Genomic DNA, 17,422 nt, shown 5'->3' with positions numbered 1-17,422 from the left:
GGCACTGCCACGGCCGCGGACGTCACGCCGTCGCGAGCCTCTCGACGGTGCGCAGGTTCCGGGTCGTGGTGCTCGAGCGGTAGGCGGAACGGGCGAGGATCCTCGCGACCGGAGTGTCCGTCGAGGAGCCGCGCGGGCAGCGCCAGTAGAGGACACCGGCACCCCGGGCGACGAGCTCGACCGCCGGATCCGGCTCGCCGATCGCGGCCTGCGCGGCGTCGAGCGCCTCCTCGTCCGAGCCGAAGACGACGTACGGATGCGCCTCCTCGTCGATCCGCGGGAACGGGTAGGCGGCGAGCACCGCGGCGAGCGCCTCCTGCGTCACGAGCACGATCCAGGCGTCGTAGCCGAACCGCTCGGCGAGCGCCGCCTCGAGCGCGGGCTTCAGCTCGGCGGCCGGGCGGTCGGAGTCGAAGGCCGCGTTGCCGCTCGCGAGGACCGTCCGCACCCGGTCCACGCCGATCCCGGCGACCGTCTCGGCGAGCTCGGCGCTGCGGACGGTGCGGCCGTTGACGTTCACTCCGCGGAGGAGGGCGAGGAACCGGGTCATGCGGCCGACGGTAGCGTGACGGCATGGCGCGCGGAAGCGGACGACGACGACCCCGGCGGACCCTCGAGGAGGAGATCCTGCGGGCGAGCGAGCGCGGACCCGGGGCGAGGACGCGGGCGGAGACCGTCCCTCCCTCTGGACGCCGGCTGGTGGCGCCGCCCGCCTCGGGCACCCTGCTCCACCTCGACGTGGACGCGCTGGTGGCGCTCGCCGCGCGGGAGGACCTGCTGATCGCGCTGGAGCGGCGGATCGGCGAGCACGCGGTGGCCGCGACTCCGGTGCTCTCGTGGTGGTCGGCGACTCCGTCGGTCCCGGGCGAGGAGGAGGAGCGCCGGCTCGACGCGCTCGTGCTGCGGACGGTGGAGCTCGGGGCGGGGCCGGCCGAGGACGTGGACTCGCGGCTGCGGGAGCTGGCGCACGAGGGCGATCTGGACGAGCTGGGCGCCGCACTGGCGCTGCTCGCGCGGGTCCCGGATCCGCCGGCGGCGTTCCAGGATCCGGACGGGTTCCTGCGCGTGACGGTCCCGGAGTCGCCGTTCGAGCGGCGGCTCGAGGTCCTCGCGGAGGCGCAGGGCCGGGCGGGCGAGCTGCTGGTGCTGCTGCGCGACTGCGCGTTCACCGCGACCCTGCCGCGGCGGCGCTCGGCGATCGCGGCGATGAGCGGGCGGATCAGGGCGGCCGCGGACCCGGGGCGCCTCGACTCCCGGCGGCTGGACGAGCTCGCGGAGGCGGTGGACGCGGCGCTCGAGAAGCGGTGGACCGTGCTCTGACGGCGGTCCGCGTTACGGGCGCGCCCGTCGCGGTGACCGTTCGCGCACCGGTTCAGCCCCCGCGCACCCCGGGTGAATAGGCTGGACGGATGCCTCTCACCGGTCTCGACCTCCGCCGCTTCCCCGCCGCCCTGAACGACGAGGGCGGTCCCGACGCCGCCACCGCCGCGTGGGCCACCGCGATCAACGCGGGCTTCCACGAGAAGGAGTTCACGCCGGAGAAGCTGCGCGACTGGGCCGAGCACATGGTCGCCGACCAGCGCGTGCTCACCGCGGTCGTCGACTCCTCCGCCCCGGAGGGGCTCGACGGCGCGGGCGTGCCGGTCGGCACCTACGCGGCGTTCCCCGGGGCCCTGCAGGTCGGCGGGGGACGCGAGCTGCCGGCGCACCTGGTGTCGCAGGTGACCGTGCGGCCCACGCACCGGCGCCGCGGCATCCTGCGCGCGATGATCACCGAGGACCTGCGCCTGGCGAAGGAGGCCGGCACCCCGGTCGCCGCGCTCACGGCGAGCGAGGCCTCCATCTACCGCCGGTTCGGCTTCGGCCGCTCGGCCTTCACCCGCTCGATCCGCGTCGACACCGGGCCGCGCTTCGGCCTGCAGACCGAGCCCGCCGGCCGCGTCGAGGTGGTCGCGACGAGCTGGCTGCAGCCGCGCATCCCCGCGGTGTTCGCCGCGTTCCAGGCGTCGACCCCCGGCTCGCTGACCCGCCAGTCGCGCTACGAGGCGAACTCCGTCGGCACCGCGTCCGGCGAGACCACGCCCGGCCTCGACGTCCGCTCGGCCGTCCACCTCGACGAGGAGGGGACGCTCGACGGCTTCGTGACCTACCGCGCGGTCGGGCCCGAGGACGACAAGACCCTCGAGATCGTCGACCTCGTCGCCCCCGGCGCCGACGCCTATCTCGCGCTCTGGGGCTACCTCGGCGCGGTCGACCTCGCCTCCGCGGTGACCTGGGACATGGCGCCGGTGGACGATCCGCTGACCTGGGCGCTCCGTGACGCGCGCGTGGTGCAGGTGAGCCACGTGGGCGACCTGATCTGGCTGCGGATCCTCGACGTCGCCGCCGCGTTCTCGGCCCGGCCGTGGACCGCTGACGGCTCGGTCGTGGTCGAGGTGGCCGACGGGCTCGGGCTCGCCGACGGCCGCTACCGCCTCACCGCCTCGGGCGGCTCCGCCACCGTGGAGCGCACCGGGGACGAGGCCGAGCTCGCGCTGGACGTGGCCGACCTGGGCTCGCTGCTGCTGGGCTCGGTGCGGCCGTCGATCCTGGCGAAGGCCGGGCTGGCGCGCGTCACGGGCGAGGCGGGGCGGATGGACCGCCTGTTCGCGCCGATCGCGACGCCGTACTGCATCTCGTTCTTCTAGGGGCACCGCCCTCTCGGCGGCAGCGCGCGGCCGGCGGTGTCCGACTCCCGTGCCGCCGCCGCCCCCGCGCATCCGCGGCCGCCGCGGACTGCCAGCCGCCTCCGGGCGTCCGCGCATCCCGCGTCGGTCATGCTGGAGGACCCGTCCCCGACACCGGCAGGAGTTCCGCGTGGGTGCATCCGTGATCGTCGACGTCATCGTCGTGCTGAGCCTCATCGGCGCGCTCGTCGACGGTCTGCGGCGCGGTCTGCTCCGGACCCTCGGCGGTCTCGCCGGGATCGTCGCGGGCGCGATCGGCGCCTCGTTCGCCGTGCCCGCCGTCTCGTCGTGGGCGGCCGGCAGCGAGTGGCGCCTGCTCGCCGTGATCGGCACCGCCGTGCTGCTGCTGGGCGTCGGCTACGCGATCGGAGCGACGCTCGGCGCGGTCATCGGCCGCGGAGCCTACCGGGTGAAGCTCGGTCTGCTCGACCGGCTCGCGGGCGGCGTCGCCGGCGTCGCGATCTCCGGCCTGGTCTGGATCGCCGTCACCTCGGCCGTCTCCCTCCTCGGCGTCCCCCTCGTCACGACCTCGGTCGCCGGCTCGACGGTCATCCGCACGATCGACGACCTCACCCCCTCCCCCGTCCGCGCCTTCCTCGCCCAGCTGCAGTCGACCGTGGTCGACGAGGGCACGTCCTGGGTCGTCGAGGCGCTCGACGCTCCGACCCAGGCGCCCGCGATCCCGGACGTCTCGACCGACGACCCGGAGGTCGCCGCCGCCACCCGCTCGGTCGTGCGCGTCTCCGGCACGGCCTGGGCCTGCGACGTCGGAGTGACGGGCAGCGGCTTCGTCGTCTCGGACGACCGCGTCATCACCAACGCGCACGTGGTCGGCGGAGTCTCGCAGCCGGTCGTCGAGGCGCCGGGCGAGGCCCCGCGCACCGGCCGCGTCGTCTACCTGGACCCGGCCGCCGACCTCGCCGTGATCGCCGTCGACGGGCTCGACGCGTCTCCGCTCCCGCTCGACGACGCCGTCGCCGCCGGGGACGACGCCGTGGTCGCGGGCTACCCCTTCGGCGGCCCGCTGACCCTCGGCTCGGCCGAGATCTCCTCCGACGCCACGGTCTCGCTGATGGTCGACGGAGCACCGACCTCACGGGAGGTGCTGACCCTCGCCGCCGTCGTCAACCAGGGCAACTCGGGCGGCCCGCTGCTCTCTCTCGAGGGCACCGTGTCGGGCGTCGTCTTCGGCAAGGCCGCCTCCGTCGACAACGTCGGCTACGCCATCCCGCTCTCGGTCCTCACTCCCGTGGTCGAGCAGGCCGCCTCGCTGACGGACGCCGTCGATCCGGGGGCCTGCCGCTCGAAGTGAGCGGTCACGGCAGCGGTCCGTCGACCAGCACGAGGGTGAGGTCGTCGAGCCGCACCGTCTCGGGCCGCGCCGACTCGAGGTAGGCGGACACGCGCGGATCGACGGGGAAGCGCGCCGACCGCTCGATCGCGATGGCGACGATCCCTGCGGACGACGGATCGGTCGTCACCCGGTCGCCGATGTAGGGCACGTAGACGCCCGAGGACATGCCCTGCGCGAGGACCAGGCCGCCGTCGAGGCCGCGCTCGCGCAGCACGTCGGCCACCCGCGCGATCCCGGTCGGCCGCTCCTGGGCGATCCCCGCCGAGGTGGCGATCGCGATCACGAGGGAGGCGGCCAGCAGCACCGCGCCGGCGCCGCGGGCGAGGGGTGCGGGCAGCACGATCCCGCCGCGCAGTGCCTCCGCGATGCCGATGCCCGCCAGCGCGCAGAGGAGCCACGCCCACGCCGCGTAGTAGTGCGGCAGCGCGACCGAGCTGATCGCCAGGTGGAACACGAGGAGGAGCAGCGTCGCGGCGCCCAGGTAGAGCACCAGCGCGCGGCGCCGCGGAGCGAGCAGGGCCAGCAGGGTCCCGAGGAGCAGCACGGCGAGCGCCGCCGGCCCGATGCCGACGACCATGAACCAGAGGTTCGCCCACCACGGAGGGAAGACGTACGCGGTCCCGGCGACCTCGATCAGGTGGCCGTCGGCGTTGTGCTCGGACTGGAACTCGAGCAGGTACCGGACCGCCTCGACCGGGTGCACCGGCAGGTAGGCGAGCACCCCGGTGACGACGAACGCGACGGAGAGGGCGAGGCCGCCCCGCAGAGCCCGGGCCCTGCTCCCCGACCACAGCAGCGGCAGCAGGAGCACGGGCGCGAGGACCGCGGTGGTCAGCTTCGAGGTGACCGACAGCGCCAGCAGCGCACCGGCCAGTGCGATCAGCCAGCCGCTCCGCCTGTCCGGGGAGGCGCGCGACCAGGTCCACGCCGCCGCCATCGCCGCGACGGCGAAGAGCACCATGAACGGCTCCAGGAGCGCGAGGCGGTCGATCCGGGTGCCGGCTCCCACGGCGGTGCGCGGGAGGAGGAGGAACAGGCCGGCCGGGACGAGCGCGAGCGTCGGGCCGAGCTCGCGCCGGAACCAGAGCCAGAGCACCACCCCGGTGAGGAACGCGGCCGCGCCGGCGGCGATCCTGCCCGCGAGCAGCCCCTCGCCGAGCAGCACCTGCGCGAGCCCGATCAGGTACTTCGCCGTCGGCGGATGCTCGAGGTTCGCGCTCACGTCGCCGTGCAGGTAGTCCCACCCCGCGGCGAGGTACACGGGCTCGTCCGACGAGATGTTCGCCGCTCCGAGGTTCCCGAAGCACTGGTAGAGCCCCCACAGCACGGTCCCGATCAGAGCCGCCCGCTTCACCCGCCCGATCCTAGGCGCCGCTGCCCGCACCGCTCCACCGGAGGGCCCGGGCCCCGGCGACCGCGGCGGGTAGGATCGACGCGCATCCCGTCCCCCTCCCCTGGAGCCTCCAGCACATGGCAGACAGCCGCACCGCCGTTCCCGACACCACTGCGAACGCGGAGGCGACGCCCGAGCGGGAGCAGCCCTACGCGGCCCTCGGACTCAAGCCCGACGAGTACGCGAGCATCCGCGAGATCCTCGGCCGCCGCCCCACGAGCGGCGAGCTCGCGATGTACTCGGTGATGTGGAGCGAGCACTGCTCCTACAAGTCGTCGAAGATGTACCTCCGCCAGTTCGGGCAGAAGGTCTCCCCCGCCATGAAGAAGAACCTCATGGTCGGCATGGGCGAGAACGCCGGAGTGGTCGACGTCGGCGAGGGCTGGGCCGTCACCTTCAAGATCGAGAGCCACAACCACCCGAGCTACATCGAGCCCTTCCAGGGTGCGGCGACGGGGGTCGGCGGCATCGTCCGCGACATCATCTCGATGGGCGCCCGGCCGGTCGCGGTCATGGACGCGCTGCGCTTCGGGGCGATCGACGACCCCGACACCGCGCGCGTGGTGCACGGCGTCGTGGCCGGCATCTCCTTCTACGGCAACTGCCTCGGCCTGCCGAACATCGGCGGCGAGACCTATTTCGACTCCGTCTACCAGGGCAACCCGCTCGTCAACGCGCTGGCCGTCGGCGTCCTCCGCCACGAGGACCTGCACCTCGCGAACGCCCGCGGCGTCGGCAACAAGGTCGTGCTCTTCGGGGCGCGCACCGGAGGCGACGGCATCGGCGGCGCGTCGATCCTCGCCTCCGACACCTTCGCCGACGGCGGACCGACCAAGCGTCCCGCGGTGCAGGTCGGCGACCCCTTCGCCGAGAAGGTGCTCATCGAGTGCTGCCTCGAGCTGTTCCGCAAGGACCTCGTCGAGGGCATCCAGGACCTGGGCGCCGCGGGCATCTCGTGCGCCACCTCGGAGCTGGCCTCCAACGGCGACGGCGGCATGTTCATCGAGCTCGACTCGGTGCTGCTGCGCGACCCCTCGCTCACGGCGGAGGAGATCCTCATGTCGGAGTCGCAGGAGCGGATGATGGCCGTCGTCACGCCCGAGAAGCTCGACGCGTTCCTCGAGGTCGTCGGCAAGTGGGACGTCGAGACCAGCGTGCTCGGCGAGGTCACCGACTCCGGCCGCCTCATCATCAACTGGCACGGCGAGGAGATCGTCAACGTCGACCCGCGCACCGTCGCGGTCGACGGCCCGGTCTACGAGCGCCCGATCGAGTACCCCTCCTGGCTCGACGCGCTGCAGGCCGACTCCTCCTCCCGCCTGCCCCGCTCGACCGGCGGCGACGCGCTGCGCGCCGAGACCCTGGCGCTCCTGGGCTCGGCGAACCTCGCCGACAAGAGCTGGATCACCTCGCAGTACGACCGCTACGTGCTCGGCAACACCGCGCTCAGCTACCCCGACGACGGCGGCATGGTCCGCGTCGACGAGGAGTCGGGCCTCGGCTTCGCGGTCGCGACCGACGCGAACGGGCGCTGGTGCCAGCTCGACCCGGCACAGGGCGCCCGCCTGGCGCTGGCGGAGGCGTTCCGCAATGTCGCCGTCACCGGAGCGACCCCGGTCGCCGTCTCGGACTGCCTCAACTTCGGCAGCCCCGAGAACCCCGAGGTGATGTGGCAGTTCCGCGAGGCCGTGGGCGCGCTCGCCGACGCCTGCCTCGAGCTCGAGATCCCCGTCACCGGCGGCAACGTCTCGTTCTACAACCAGACCGGCGACGTGCCGATCTTCCCGACCCCGGTCGTCGGCGTCCTCGGCGTGATCGACGACGTCGCGCGCCGCATCCCCTCCGGCTGGCAGGACGAGGGCGACAACCTCTACCTCCTCGGCACCACCCGCGACGAGCTCGACGGCTCCGCGTGGGCCGGCACCATCCACGACCACCTCGGCGGGCTGCCCCCGCAGCTCGACCTGGCCGCCGAGCGCGCGCTGGCTGAGCTGATCTCGGCGGGCGCGAAGGAGTCGCTCATCGCCTCCGCCCACGACCTCGCCGACGGCGGGCTCGTGGTGGCGCTGGCCGAGTCCGCGCTGCGCTTCGGCGTCGGCGCGCGCATCTGGCTCGACGAGCTGATGGAGCGCGACGGCGTCGACGCGACCGCCGCGCTGTTCTCGGAGTCGACCGGCCGCGTGCTCGTGTCGGTGCCGCGCGAGGACGACGTGAAGTTCCGCGGGCTCTGCGAGGGCCGGGGCTACCCGGTGCTGCGCATCGGAGTGACCGACGCGGCGACCCCCGCGGTCGAGGTGCAGGGTCTCTTCACGCTGCCGCTGGACGAGCTGCGCTCGGTGAACGGCGCCGTGCTGCCGCGCCACTTCGGCTGAGCCTCCGGGCGATCCGAGTCCGCAGGAGTCGCGGTGGTCGAGCTGGACCACCGCGACTTCTGCGGTACCGGCTCCGCTCCGGAGTTCCGTGATTACGGAATGTTTGCAATAGTGGAGGCATGACCTCCTCCCGAGACCTCGCCGGCGAGGTCGACGAGCTCCGAGCGCGGCTGGACCGCCTCGAGCGCGCCGACACCCCCGCCGCGCCCGCCGCCGACGATCCGCTCTGGGCCCTGACCGCTCTCCGCGAGCGCCTGCCCTCTCCCGGCGGAGTCGTCTTCGCCGGCTCGGTCGCCACTCCGGCCGGCCCCGTCGAGTGGCAGTACGGCCTCAGCACCGACGCGTTCTTCGAGCGCGACTGGGGAGCGAGCCCCGGGCCGACCGCGCTCGCCGCGCTGGGCAGCCCCGTGCGCCTGCGGTTCCTGCAGGCGGTGGCCGGCGGAGTCGAGACCGTCGCGCAGCTCGCCGAGAGCGAGGGCGCGGGCACCACCGGGCAGATCTACCACCACGTCAACCAGCTGGTCGCCGCCGGCTGGCTGGAGGCGCGCGGCCGCGGTCGCTACGGCGTCCCGCCGGAGCGCCTCGTCCCCCTGCTCGTGATCCTGCTCGCCTCCGGAGGACCCCGATGACCCGCCGCCGCCTCGCTCTCGCCGCCGCATCCGCCGCGGCCGTCGTCCTGCTCGGCGGAGTGCTGCTCCGTCCCTCCGCTCCCACCCTCTCGACCGAGGCGACCGGCGACGCCGAGATCGCCGGGTGGCTCCGGACCGACGTCGGAGACGGCGCGCGGAACCACCTCGTCGCCGCCGTGATCACGCCCGACGGCGTGCGCTACGGTGGACTCGGAGCCGACGAGCGGACCGAGGTCGAGATCGGATCGGTCACGAAGACGATGACCGCGCTCCTCCTCGCCCGGAGCGCCTCCGAGGGGACGGTCGGGCTCGAGGACCCCGTCGCCGAGCACGCCGACGTCGGCGGCTTCACCGGGACGCTCGAGGAGCTGGCGACCCACCGCTCCGGCCTGCCGCGCCTCCCCACCGGTGTCGGCGACCTCGCCTCGACGCTGTTCGCCCAGCTGCGCGGCACGGACCCCTACGCGGGCTGGTCGGCCGACGACGTCCTCCGGCAGGCCGCCGAGGCGGACCAGGGCGAGCACGTGCACGCCTACTCGAACCTCGGTGCGGCGGTGTTGGGCCAGACGCTCGCCCGCGCCGAGGGCCGCGACTACGCCGACCTCCTCCGCGAGCGCGTCCTCGCTCCGCTCGGGATGTCCGCGACCTCCGTCCCGGAGACCGCGGACGCCCTCCCCGCCGACGCGCCGACCGGCTTCTCGGCGAGCGGGCGGTCCGTCGACGCGTGGACGATGGCGGGCTACGCGCCGGCGGGCGGCGTCCGCTCCACGGCGGCGGACATGGCCCGCTACGCGCAGGCCCTCCTCACCGACGACCCCGCGCTGGGCGTGCCCGCGGCGAGCGTCCTGGATCCCCGATTCGACGCCGACGGGGCGCGGATCGGCCTCGGCTGGTTCACCTCGGAGTCGGAGGACGGCGGATCCGTGACCTGGCACAACGGAGGGACCTCCGGCTACTCGACGATGCTCGCGATGGACCGGGAGCGCGGCCTAGCCGTGTTCGTCAACGGGGACACGGCGAGCTCGGTCGACGAGCTCGGTCTGCGCCTGCTGCAGCGCGCCGGGGAGGAGTCGTGATGATCGCCTCGATCCTCGTCCTGCTCGTCGTCGCGTTCACCGTCGGCCGCTTCGCCATGGGGAGCATCCCCCGGCGCCGGGCGGCCGGGTTCCTCGACCGCGACCGCGTCCGGACGCTCGCCCGCGGCGTCGAGGCCGGCGCCGTGCTGCTGCTCGGGCGGGCGCTCGTCGACTGGTCGGCGCTGACGCTGCTCCCCTGGGCCGTGCTGGTGGCTCTCACCGCGGCCGGGGCGGCCGGCGCCGTGCTGCGCTGGGACGGGCTGCCGTGGTTCGAGGACCCGGCGCGCCGCCGCTCGCGGACGACCGGGCTCGCGGCGACCGTCGCCGTGTCGGCGGTCCTGATCGGCGTCCTGGGCTGAGTGCCGCGCACGTGCCGTCGGATCCGCGCCTTCCGCGGTGGTCGCGTGCTGCTGCGAGGCGGGAGGAGTGGCGGCGGGCGTCGGCGGCGTCAGCCGGTCTGCGCGGGGAGGTCGTCGGGCTCGGCGTTGTCGAGGACGCGGCCGTTCTGGTCGCCGACGCTCAGGACGGTCGCCGGGCGGAGGTTGAGGGTGTCGCCGCTGTAGAGGCTGTCGATGTCGACGCCGTCGCGGCGCACCGAGTTCAGCGCGGAGAGGTAGTCGGAGCTGATGCAGAACCGGTCCGCGATCCGCTCGCTGATGTCGCCCGCTGCCACCAGGTAGGAGGCCGGGGCGCCGTCGGAGGCGGTGCTCGCCGTCCCGGTCGCGCCGACGCGGGTGCCGCGGTCGCGCACGCGCTCGAGGTCGACGCCGTCGAGCGTCCCCTCGTCGAGCGCCTGGACGACGCACTCGCCCGAGACGTCCTCGACGGGTGCGGGAGTGGTCGAGACGCTCGGCACCGGCCGCGGCGTGGACTCGGCTCCGGCGGCGGGCGGTGCGGTGGAGGCGGTCGGCTCGGCGGGTGGGGCGGCGGGGCTCGTCGCCTCCGCCGTGCAGCCGGCGAGCAGGACCACGGCGGAGAGGGCGATCACGAGGCGCTGCGTCGTCCGGACCATTCCGCGACTCTAACCCGGCACCCGGGCGGCCGGGCGCCACCGCGCCCGGCGGGCTGCGGGCGATCCGGTCGAGGCCGCTGGACCCGGCCGACGCGCAGGCCCGAGGCGGGGCGCGGGGCGGCCCCTGGACGGTGCGCCCCCGATTGACCTCCCCCGTCGATCGCACCCATGCCGAGCACCTGTTGGACACGCGGCCCGAACCGGAGTCGACTGGGACCATGCAGTACACGCACCTCGGCCGCACCGGCCTGTCCGTCTCCCGCACCGTCCTCGGCACCATGAACTTCGGCATGCAGACCGAGGAGTCCGACTCGTTCGCGATCATGGACCGCGCGCACGAGCTGGGCGTCAACTTCTTCGACACGGCCAACGTGTACGGAGGCGAGGCCGGCCGCGGCGCCACCGAGGAGATCGTGGGCCGCTGGTTCGCGCAGGGCGGCGAGCGCCGCGAGCGCACCGTCCTCGCGACCAAGGTCTTCGGCGACATGGGCGAGTTCGCCGCTCCCGGAGCCGAGCGCGGCCGCGACTCCTGGCCCAACGGCGGCCGCCTCTCGGCGCTCACCCTGCGCCGCGCGCTCGACGAGAGCCTCCGCCGCCTGCAGACGGACCACATCGACCTCTACCAGTTCCACCACGTCGACCGGACGACGCCCTGGGACGAGATCTGGCAGGCGATGGAGGTCGCCGTCCAGCAGGGCAAGGTCCTCTACGTCGGCTCCAGCAACTTCGCCGGCTGGCACCTCGCCCAGGCGCAGGAGGCGGCGCGCGCCCGCCACTTCACCGGCCTCGCCTCCGAGCAGTCGATCTACAACCTGCTCGTCCGCGACGTCGAGCGCGAGGTCCTGCCCGCCGCGCTGCACTACGGGCTCGGCGTCATCCCCTGGTCGCCGCTGCAGGGCGGGCTGCTGGGCGGCGTCCTCGAGAAGACCGCGGAGGGCGGGCGCCGCTCCTCCGAGCGCACCCTCGCCGCGATCGAGGAGCACCGTCCCGCGCTGGAGCAGTGGGAGGCGTTCGCCCGCGAGCGCGGCGAGGCGCCCGGCGAGCTGGCGCTGGCGTGGCTCCTCCACCAGCCCGCCGTCACCGGTCCGATCACCGGGCCGCGGACGCTCGAGCAGCTCGAGAGCGCCGTCGCCGCCGTCGACATCACCCTCGACGCCGAGGCCCTCGTGCGCCTCGACGAGATCTTCCCCGGCCACCGGACAGCCCCCGAGGACTACGCCTGGTGACCACCCACCCCACTGCGAAGGAGCATTCATGAAGCAGCGCACTCTCGGCGACCTCCAGGTCGGCGCGATCGGACTCGGCGGCATGCCGATGTCGATCGAGGGCCGCCCGGACCGCGAGCGCTCGATCGCCACGATCCACGCCGCCCTCGACGCCGGCGTGACCCTGATCGACACGGCCGACGCCTACCACCTCGCCACCCAGGACGACCTCGGTCACAACGAGCTGCTGATCGCGGAGGCGCTGCGCAGCTACGGCGGCGACACCTCCGCCGTGCTCGTCGCCACCAAGGGCGGCCACCTGCGGCGCGAGCCCGGCCCCTGGGACCAGGACGGCCGCCCCGAGTACCTCAAGGAGGCGGCCCGCGCGTCCGCGAAGCGCCTCGGCGTCGACGCGATCGGCCTCTACCAGTACCACCGGCCCGACCCGGCGGTCCCCTACGCCGACTCGATCGGAGCGCTGGCCGAGCTGCTCGACGAGGGCGTCGTCCTCCGCGCGGGCATCTCTAACGCCGACCCTGACCAGATCCGCGAGGCGCACGGCATCCTCGGCGAGCGCCTGGTCTCGGTGCAGAACCAGTTCTCGCCGTCGTTCCGCTCCAGCGAGCCGGAGCTCGAGCTCTGCGCCGAGCTCGGACTGGCGTTCCTGCCGTGGAGCCCGCTCGGCGGCATCTCCTCGGCGGGCGAGCTCGGCTCGCGCTACTCCGCGTTCGCGGCGGTCGCCGAGGCCCGCGGCGTGACGCCGCAGGTCGTCTGCCTCGCCTGGGAGCTGGCGAAGGCCCCGGTCGTGCTGCCGATCCCGGGCGCCTCCCGCCCCGAGAGCATCCGCGACTCCGCCACGGCGGCCGACCTGGAGCTCACGCCCGAGGAGCTGGCCTCGCTCGACTGAGCCCGTTCAGGACGGAGGAGGGATCCGGTCGAGGCACCGGTCCGACGCGGATCGCGGGATCTCGGCGCTGGTCCCTCCTCCGTTGCGAGCGCGATCCGACTCAGACCGCGTCCTGCAGCGGCTGCGGGAGGGCCGAGACGAACGCGCGGGCCGCGGCGCTCGGCCGTTCCGGCACCGCCACCATCGTCCGCCACACCAGGAGCGGATCGGCGAGCGCCACCGCCCGCAGCCCGGCCGGGCGCTTCTCGGCGAAGTGCGCCGGCACGACCGCGATCCCCATGCCGTACTCGACCAGGTCGAGCAGCGTGTGCACGTCGTTCACCTCGAGCTCGACCTCGAACGCGAGGCCGTGCGCCGCGAACGCCCGCGCCGCGAGGTGACTCGCCGCCCAGTGCTCCTGCAGCCCCACGATCGTCTCGCCCGCCAGGTCCGGGATGCGGCAGCCGACGCGGCTCGCGAGCGGGTGACCCGGGCGCACGAGCACCGCGAAGCCCTCGCTCGCCAGCGGCATCGTCCGCACGCCGCCCGGCACGGCTCCGATGTCGGCGACCAGCGCCAGGTCGAGGCGGCCGGCGGCGACGGAGTCGAGCAGCGTGCCGGACCCCTCGTGGATCAGCCGGAGCGCGACTCCCGGGTGCTGCTCGCGGAAGGTCGCGAGCTCACGCGGCAGGTGCACGCCGCCGAGGCACTCCTCCGTGCCGACCGCGAGGCTCCCGCGGAGCACCCCCTGCACGGCGAGAACCGCGTCGCGGGCGGCGAGCGCGCTGGCGACCGATCGCTCCGACTCCGCGAGCATCGCCCGACCGGCCGGCGTCAGCTCGACCCGGCGCGTGCTGCGGGTGAAGAGGGGGCTGCCCAGCTCGCTCTCGAGCGCGCGGATCGACGCCGAGAGGCCCGACTGCGAGATCTGCAGGGCGCTCGCGGCGCGGGTGAAGTGCTGCTCCTTCGCGACGGCGAGGAAGTGTTCGAGCTGACGCAGTTCCATGGGTCCATCCTCGTCGCGCAGGCGGAGGAGCGGGGACCGGACCCGGCACTCCCCAGCGGCCGCTCGGCCGCCGGGTGCGGAGCCGGCCGGCGCATACGGCGGCGGCGGCCGCGAGAGCCGGCCCGGCTCAGGCGTCGGCGGACGAGATCGCGAGGACGATCGCCGTCAGCGTCGCCCGCAGGCGCTCGAGCGACTCGGGCTCCGACTCGTCCTCGAGGATCGACTGCTTCACCGCGTCGTCGTAGCCCGCCACCAGCAGGCGCACGGCCGTCGTCGGCTCGAGGGAGAAGTCGCGGCGCACCTGGCGCAGCGCCCCGTGCACGATCTGCACGAGCGAGGCGTCGAAGCCGGCGCGGAAGTCGCGGTACTGCGGAGCGATCCGCGGGTCGCGCAGCGCGAGCAGCTCGAACTCCGACTCGACCACGCACCAGCGGCGGTTGTCGGTGGCAGGACCCTGGAGGAAGTCGAGGATCACCACGGCCAGCGTCTCGGCCGTCAGCGGCTCGTCGGCCGAGACGACGCGCGGGATCGTACGGTCCATCTGCTCGACGAGGGCGGTCACCCGGGCGCCGTTCTCCCGCTCCATGAGCGCGAAGAACAGCTCCTCCTTGGTGGAGAAGTTGGAGTAGAAGGCGCCGCGCGAGAACCCGGCGCGCTCGCAGATCTGCTCGACGGACGCGCTGTGCACGCCGGTCTCGGCGAAGACATCGTAGGCCGCGTCGAGCAGGCGCTCGCGGGTGCGGCCTCGGCGGGAGGTCTCGGGAGGGGTGGAGTCGATCGCCGTCATCACCAGCCTCCTGCCCGCCCTGTCAACACCTTCGACGCCGTTCACCCTATCCGATACATTCACGTATCGAATACGGTCCTGTATCGGATACGCTCGTGTATCGGAGCCCGGCTCCGCCCTGGTACAGAGACGTATCGCCACCCTCCCCACCCATCGTCAGGAGACCGCGTGTCGTCGCTGCTCTACCGTCTCGGTCGTCGCGTGTACCGCGCCCACCGCCTCGTCGCCGTCCTATGGCTGCTGATCGTGGTGGCGGGCGGAGGAGGAGCGCTGCTGCTCAACCAGGGCACCGACAACACGTTCTCCATCCCGGGCACGCAGTCGCAGACCGCCCTCGACCAGCTCGAGCGCACCTTCCCCCAGGTCAGCGGCACGTCCGCGCGGTACGTGGTCGTCGCGCCCGACGGGGGCAGCGTCCAGGACGCCGACGTGAAGGGCCCCGTCAGTGACGCGGTCGCCGCGCTCGGCGACGTCGACGAGGTCGCGGCCGTCACGGACCCCTACTCCGACAGCGTCTCCGGCACGATCTCCGACGCCGGGAACGCCCTCGTCATCACCGCCCAGATGGACGGCTCCGCCACCACCACGAGCCCCGAGAGCCGCGATGCGCTGAAGGCCGAGGCGACGACCCTCCAGGACGCGCTGCCCGCCGGCTCCGTGGTCTCGCTCGGCGGCGACCTCTTCGCCCAGAACCTCCCCGGCGTGACCATCACGGAGGCGATCGGCCTCGTGGTCGCCCTCGTCGTCCTCGTGCTCACCTTCGGCTCGTTCCTGGCCGCCGGCATGCCGCTGGTCACCGCGCTGCTCGGCGTCGCCCTCTCGATGTCGGCCATCTTCATCGCCACCCGCTTCGCCTCGATCTCCTCGACCACGCCGCTCCTGGCGCTGATGCTGGGCCTGGCGGTCGGCATCGACTACGCCCTCTTCATCATCAGCCGCCACCAGGACCAGCTGAAGCAGGGCATGGACCCGGAGGAGTCGACCGCGCGGGCGACCGCGACCGCGGGCTCCGCCGTCGTCTTCGCGGGCCTGACCGTGATCATCGCGCTCGTCGGCCTCTCGGTCGCGGGCATCCCGTTCCTCACCACGATGGGCGTCGCAGCGGCGGGCGGAGTCGCGATCGCCGTGGTCATCGCGCTCACCCTGACCCCCGCCCTCCTCGGCTTCGCCGGCGCGCGGCTGCGCCCGAAGGAGCGCCGCGCGAAGAAGAAGGCCGCGAAGGCCGCCGCCGCCGCGGGCACCCACGTCGACACCGAGGCGCACGAGGAGGCGGCGACCGCCTCCCCCGGCGGCCACGTGCACGCCGAGGTCCCGCGCGGGTTCTTCCGCGGCTGGGTCCGGGTCGTCACGCGCTTCCCGATCGTGACGATCATCGCGGTGATCGGCGTGCTCGGCGTCGCGAGCATCCCGGCGCTCAGCCTCCGCCTCGCCCTGCCGGACGCCGGCTACCAGGCCGAGGGCACTCCCGCGCGCACCACCTACGACCTGCTCGCCGAGAACTTCGGCGCCGGCTACAACGGCCCGCTCATCGTCACCGGCACGATCATCGGCTCGACCGATCCGCTCGGCCTGATGGACGACCTCAAGGGCGAGATCGAGAAGCTCGACGGAGTCGCCTCGGTGCCGCTCGCGACGCCCAACGAGACCGCCGACACCGGGATCATCCAGGTGATCCCCGAGGGCGGCCCCGACTCCGAGGCCACCAAGGCGCTGGTCGCCGAGATCCGCGACAAGCACGACTACTTCCAGCAGGAGTACGGCGTCGACCTCGCGGTGACCGGCCAGACCGCGGTCGGGATCGACATCTCGGACACTCTCGCCAAGGCCCTGCTGCCGTTCGGCCTGCTCGTCGTGGGCCTGTCGCTGGTGCTGCTGACGATGGTGTTCCGCTCGCTCTGGGTGCCGATCAAGGCGACGCTGGGCTACCTGCTGTCGGTCGGTGCGTCCTTCGGCGCCGTGGCGGCGGTGTTCGAATGGGGATGGTTCTCGGACGCTCTGCACGTCGACAAGACGGGCCCGATCATCAGCTTCATGCCGATCATCCTGATGGGCGTGCTCTTCGGCCTCGCGATGGACTACGAGGTGTTCCTGGTCTCGCGGATGCGCGAGGACTACGTGCACGGGAGGCCGGCGCGCGCCGCCGTCGAGTCGGGCTTCGTCGGCTCGGCCAAGGTGGTCACGGCCGCCGCGGTCATCATGTTCTCGGTCTTCGCCGCCTTCGTGCCGGAGGGGGACACCAACATCAAGCCGATCGCGCTCGGGCTCGCCGTGGGCGTCTTCGTCGACGCGTTCATCGTGCGGATGACGCTGGTGCCCGCCGTGCTGCACCTGCTCGGCGACCGCGCCTGGCACATGCCGCGCTGGCTCGACCGCATCCTCCCGTCCTTCGACGTCGAGGGCGAGGGCCTCACGAAGGAGCTCGCGCTGGCCGACTGGCCGGAGCCCGGATCCACGGACGTGATAGCGGCCGAGGACCTCCGCCTCGACGGACCCGACGGTCCCGTCTACAGCGGCGTCTCGCTGCGGGTCGCTCCCGGCTCCTCCCTCGTGGTCCACGGGCCGCACCGCTCCGGCCGCACCGCGCTGCTGCTGAGCATCGCCGGTCGGCTCGCCCCCGACTCCGGGCGCCTGAAGGTCGCGGGCCTGGTCGTGCCGATCCGCTCCGCCGCCGTGCGCGGCCGGGTCGGGCTGGTGCGCCTCGCCGGAGCCGCCGACCCCGTCGCCGACGTCCGGTCGGCCCTGGAGTCGGCTCCGCCGATCCTGGTGCTCGACGACCTCGACACGGTCACCGACCCGCAGCTGCGCGGCGCGATCCGGGCCGAGCTCGACGCCGCCCGCGCCGCCGACGACGCGTTCACCGTGGTCGCCTCCTCCGTCGACGCCGAGGCGCTCGACGACCTCCTCCCCTCCGACCGCGGCGTGCTCGCGGTCTCGCCCGCGGCCGAGCGCCGCGCGATCGCAAAGGTCCTCTGACAG

At 73.9% G+C, this 17,422-nt stretch carries 15 protein-coding genes; 10 read left to right on the top strand and 5 right to left on the bottom strand.

What is annotated here, in order from left to right; genetic code table 11:
- Positions 1 to 22: 22 nt before the first annotated feature.
- On the bottom strand, positions 23 to 550 hold the full coding sequence (locus tag C5C82_RS10575) for a DUF1697 domain-containing protein (protein WP_104247463.1): 528 nt from the start codon (positions 548 to 550) through the stop codon (positions 23 to 25).
- A 23-nt stretch (positions 551 to 573) separates the two neighbouring features.
- Between C5C82_RS10575 and C5C82_RS10570 the strand changes: the two genes are divergently transcribed.
- The 3 genes from C5C82_RS10570 (at position 574) to C5C82_RS10560 (ending at position 4,038) form a co-directional block, all read left to right on the top strand.
- Positions 574 to 1,320: a DUF2254 family protein gene (locus C5C82_RS10570; RefSeq protein WP_104355046.1), complete on the top strand. Its 747-nt coding sequence runs from the start codon at positions 574 to 576 to the stop codon at positions 1,318 to 1,320.
- Positions 1,321 to 1,409: 89 nt separating this feature from the next.
- Positions 1,410 to 2,687, top strand: a complete 1,278-nt coding sequence (locus C5C82_RS10565) for a GNAT family N-acetyltransferase (RefSeq protein ID WP_104222746.1) — start codon at positions 1,410 to 1,412, stop codon at positions 2,685 to 2,687.
- Positions 2,688 to 2,856: 169 nt separating this feature from the next.
- Entirely contained in the window at positions 2,857 to 4,038 is a 1,182-nt protein-coding gene (locus tag C5C82_RS10560) for a MarP family serine protease (protein WP_258066070.1), read from the top strand.
- 4 nt (positions 4,039 to 4,042) lie between these two features.
- Here the strand turns inward: C5C82_RS10560 and C5C82_RS10555 are convergent, their stop codons facing one another.
- On the bottom strand, positions 4,043 to 5,434 hold the full coding sequence (locus C5C82_RS10555) for a glycosyltransferase family 39 protein (RefSeq protein WP_181134433.1): 1,392 nt from the start codon (positions 5,432 to 5,434) through the stop codon (positions 4,043 to 4,045).
- A gap of 116 nt (positions 5,435 to 5,550) precedes the next feature.
- On the opposite strand from C5C82_RS10555, the gene purL reads away from it, so the two are divergent.
- From purL to C5C82_RS10535, 4 genes are all read left to right on the top strand, one after another.
- Positions 5,551 to 7,845, top strand: coding sequence for a phosphoribosylformylglycinamidine synthase subunit PurL (purL, locus tag C5C82_RS10550; RefSeq protein WP_104234263.1), 2,295 nt, complete (start codon positions 5,551 to 5,553; stop codon positions 7,843 to 7,845).
- A gap of 119 nt (positions 7,846 to 7,964) precedes the next feature.
- A complete protein-coding gene (locus C5C82_RS10545; RefSeq protein WP_104222749.1) occupies positions 7,965 to 8,474 on the top strand; it encodes a helix-turn-helix transcriptional regulator in 510 nt (169 codons plus the stop codon).
- Positions 8,471 to 9,550: a serine hydrolase gene (locus C5C82_RS10540; RefSeq protein WP_104355043.1), complete on the top strand. Its 1,080-nt coding sequence runs from the start codon at positions 8,471 to 8,473 to the stop codon at positions 9,548 to 9,550. The genes C5C82_RS10545 and C5C82_RS10540 overlap by 4 nt, the downstream gene beginning before the upstream one ends.
- Positions 9,550 to 9,909 carry a hypothetical protein gene (locus C5C82_RS10535; protein ID WP_104326202.1) on the top strand — a complete coding sequence of 120 codons (360 nt, stop codon included), beginning with the start codon at positions 9,550 to 9,552 and terminating at the stop codon, positions 9,907 to 9,909. Before C5C82_RS10540 ends, C5C82_RS10535 begins: the two co-directional genes overlap by 1 nt.
- 89 nt (positions 9,910 to 9,998) lie before the next feature.
- Here the strand turns inward: C5C82_RS10535 and C5C82_RS10530 are convergent, their stop codons facing one another.
- On the bottom strand, positions 9,999 to 10,562 hold the full coding sequence (locus C5C82_RS10530; protein ID WP_104355042.1) for a hypothetical protein: 564 nt from the start codon (positions 10,560 to 10,562) through the stop codon (positions 9,999 to 10,001).
- A gap of 218 nt (positions 10,563 to 10,780) precedes the next feature.
- Here C5C82_RS10530 and C5C82_RS10525 point away from each other — a divergent pair, with 218 nt between their 5' ends.
- Together C5C82_RS10525 and C5C82_RS10520 are read left to right on the top strand one after the other, a co-directional pair.
- Positions 10,781 to 11,788 carry an aldo/keto reductase gene (locus C5C82_RS10525; RefSeq protein ID WP_104355041.1) on the top strand — a complete coding sequence of 336 codons (1,008 nt, stop codon included), beginning with the start codon at positions 10,781 to 10,783 and terminating at the stop codon, positions 11,786 to 11,788.
- 28 nt (positions 11,789 to 11,816) lie between these two features.
- Entirely contained in the window at positions 11,817 to 12,674 is an 858-nt protein-coding gene (locus C5C82_RS10520) for an aldo/keto reductase (protein WP_104239446.1), read from the top strand.
- A 100-nt stretch (positions 12,675 to 12,774) separates the two neighbouring features.
- Here the strand turns inward: C5C82_RS10520 and C5C82_RS10515 are convergent, their stop codons facing one another.
- Together C5C82_RS10515 and C5C82_RS10510 are read right to left on the bottom strand one after the other, a co-directional pair.
- Positions 12,775 to 13,659, bottom strand: coding sequence for a LysR family transcriptional regulator (locus tag C5C82_RS10515; protein ID WP_104222755.1), 885 nt, complete (start codon positions 13,657 to 13,659; stop codon positions 12,775 to 12,777).
- Positions 13,660 to 13,786: 127 nt separating this feature from the next.
- Positions 13,787 to 14,446: a TetR/AcrR family transcriptional regulator gene (locus C5C82_RS10510; protein ID WP_104247472.1), complete on the bottom strand. Its 660-nt coding sequence runs from the start codon at positions 14,444 to 14,446 to the stop codon at positions 13,787 to 13,789.
- A gap of 168 nt (positions 14,447 to 14,614) precedes the next feature.
- Between C5C82_RS10510 and C5C82_RS10505 the strand changes: the two genes are divergently transcribed.
- Positions 14,615 to 17,419: an MMPL family transporter gene (locus C5C82_RS10505; RefSeq protein WP_104250664.1), complete on the top strand. Its 2,805-nt coding sequence runs from the start codon at positions 14,615 to 14,617 to the stop codon at positions 17,417 to 17,419.
- Positions 17,420 to 17,422: the final 3 nt, after the last annotated feature.

This window comes from Rathayibacter sp. AY1D5, assembly GCF_002932515.1.
GTDB lineage: Bacteria > Actinomycetota > Actinomycetes > Actinomycetales > Microbacteriaceae > Rathayibacter.
This window is presented reverse-complemented; position numbering and strand designations above follow the sequence as displayed.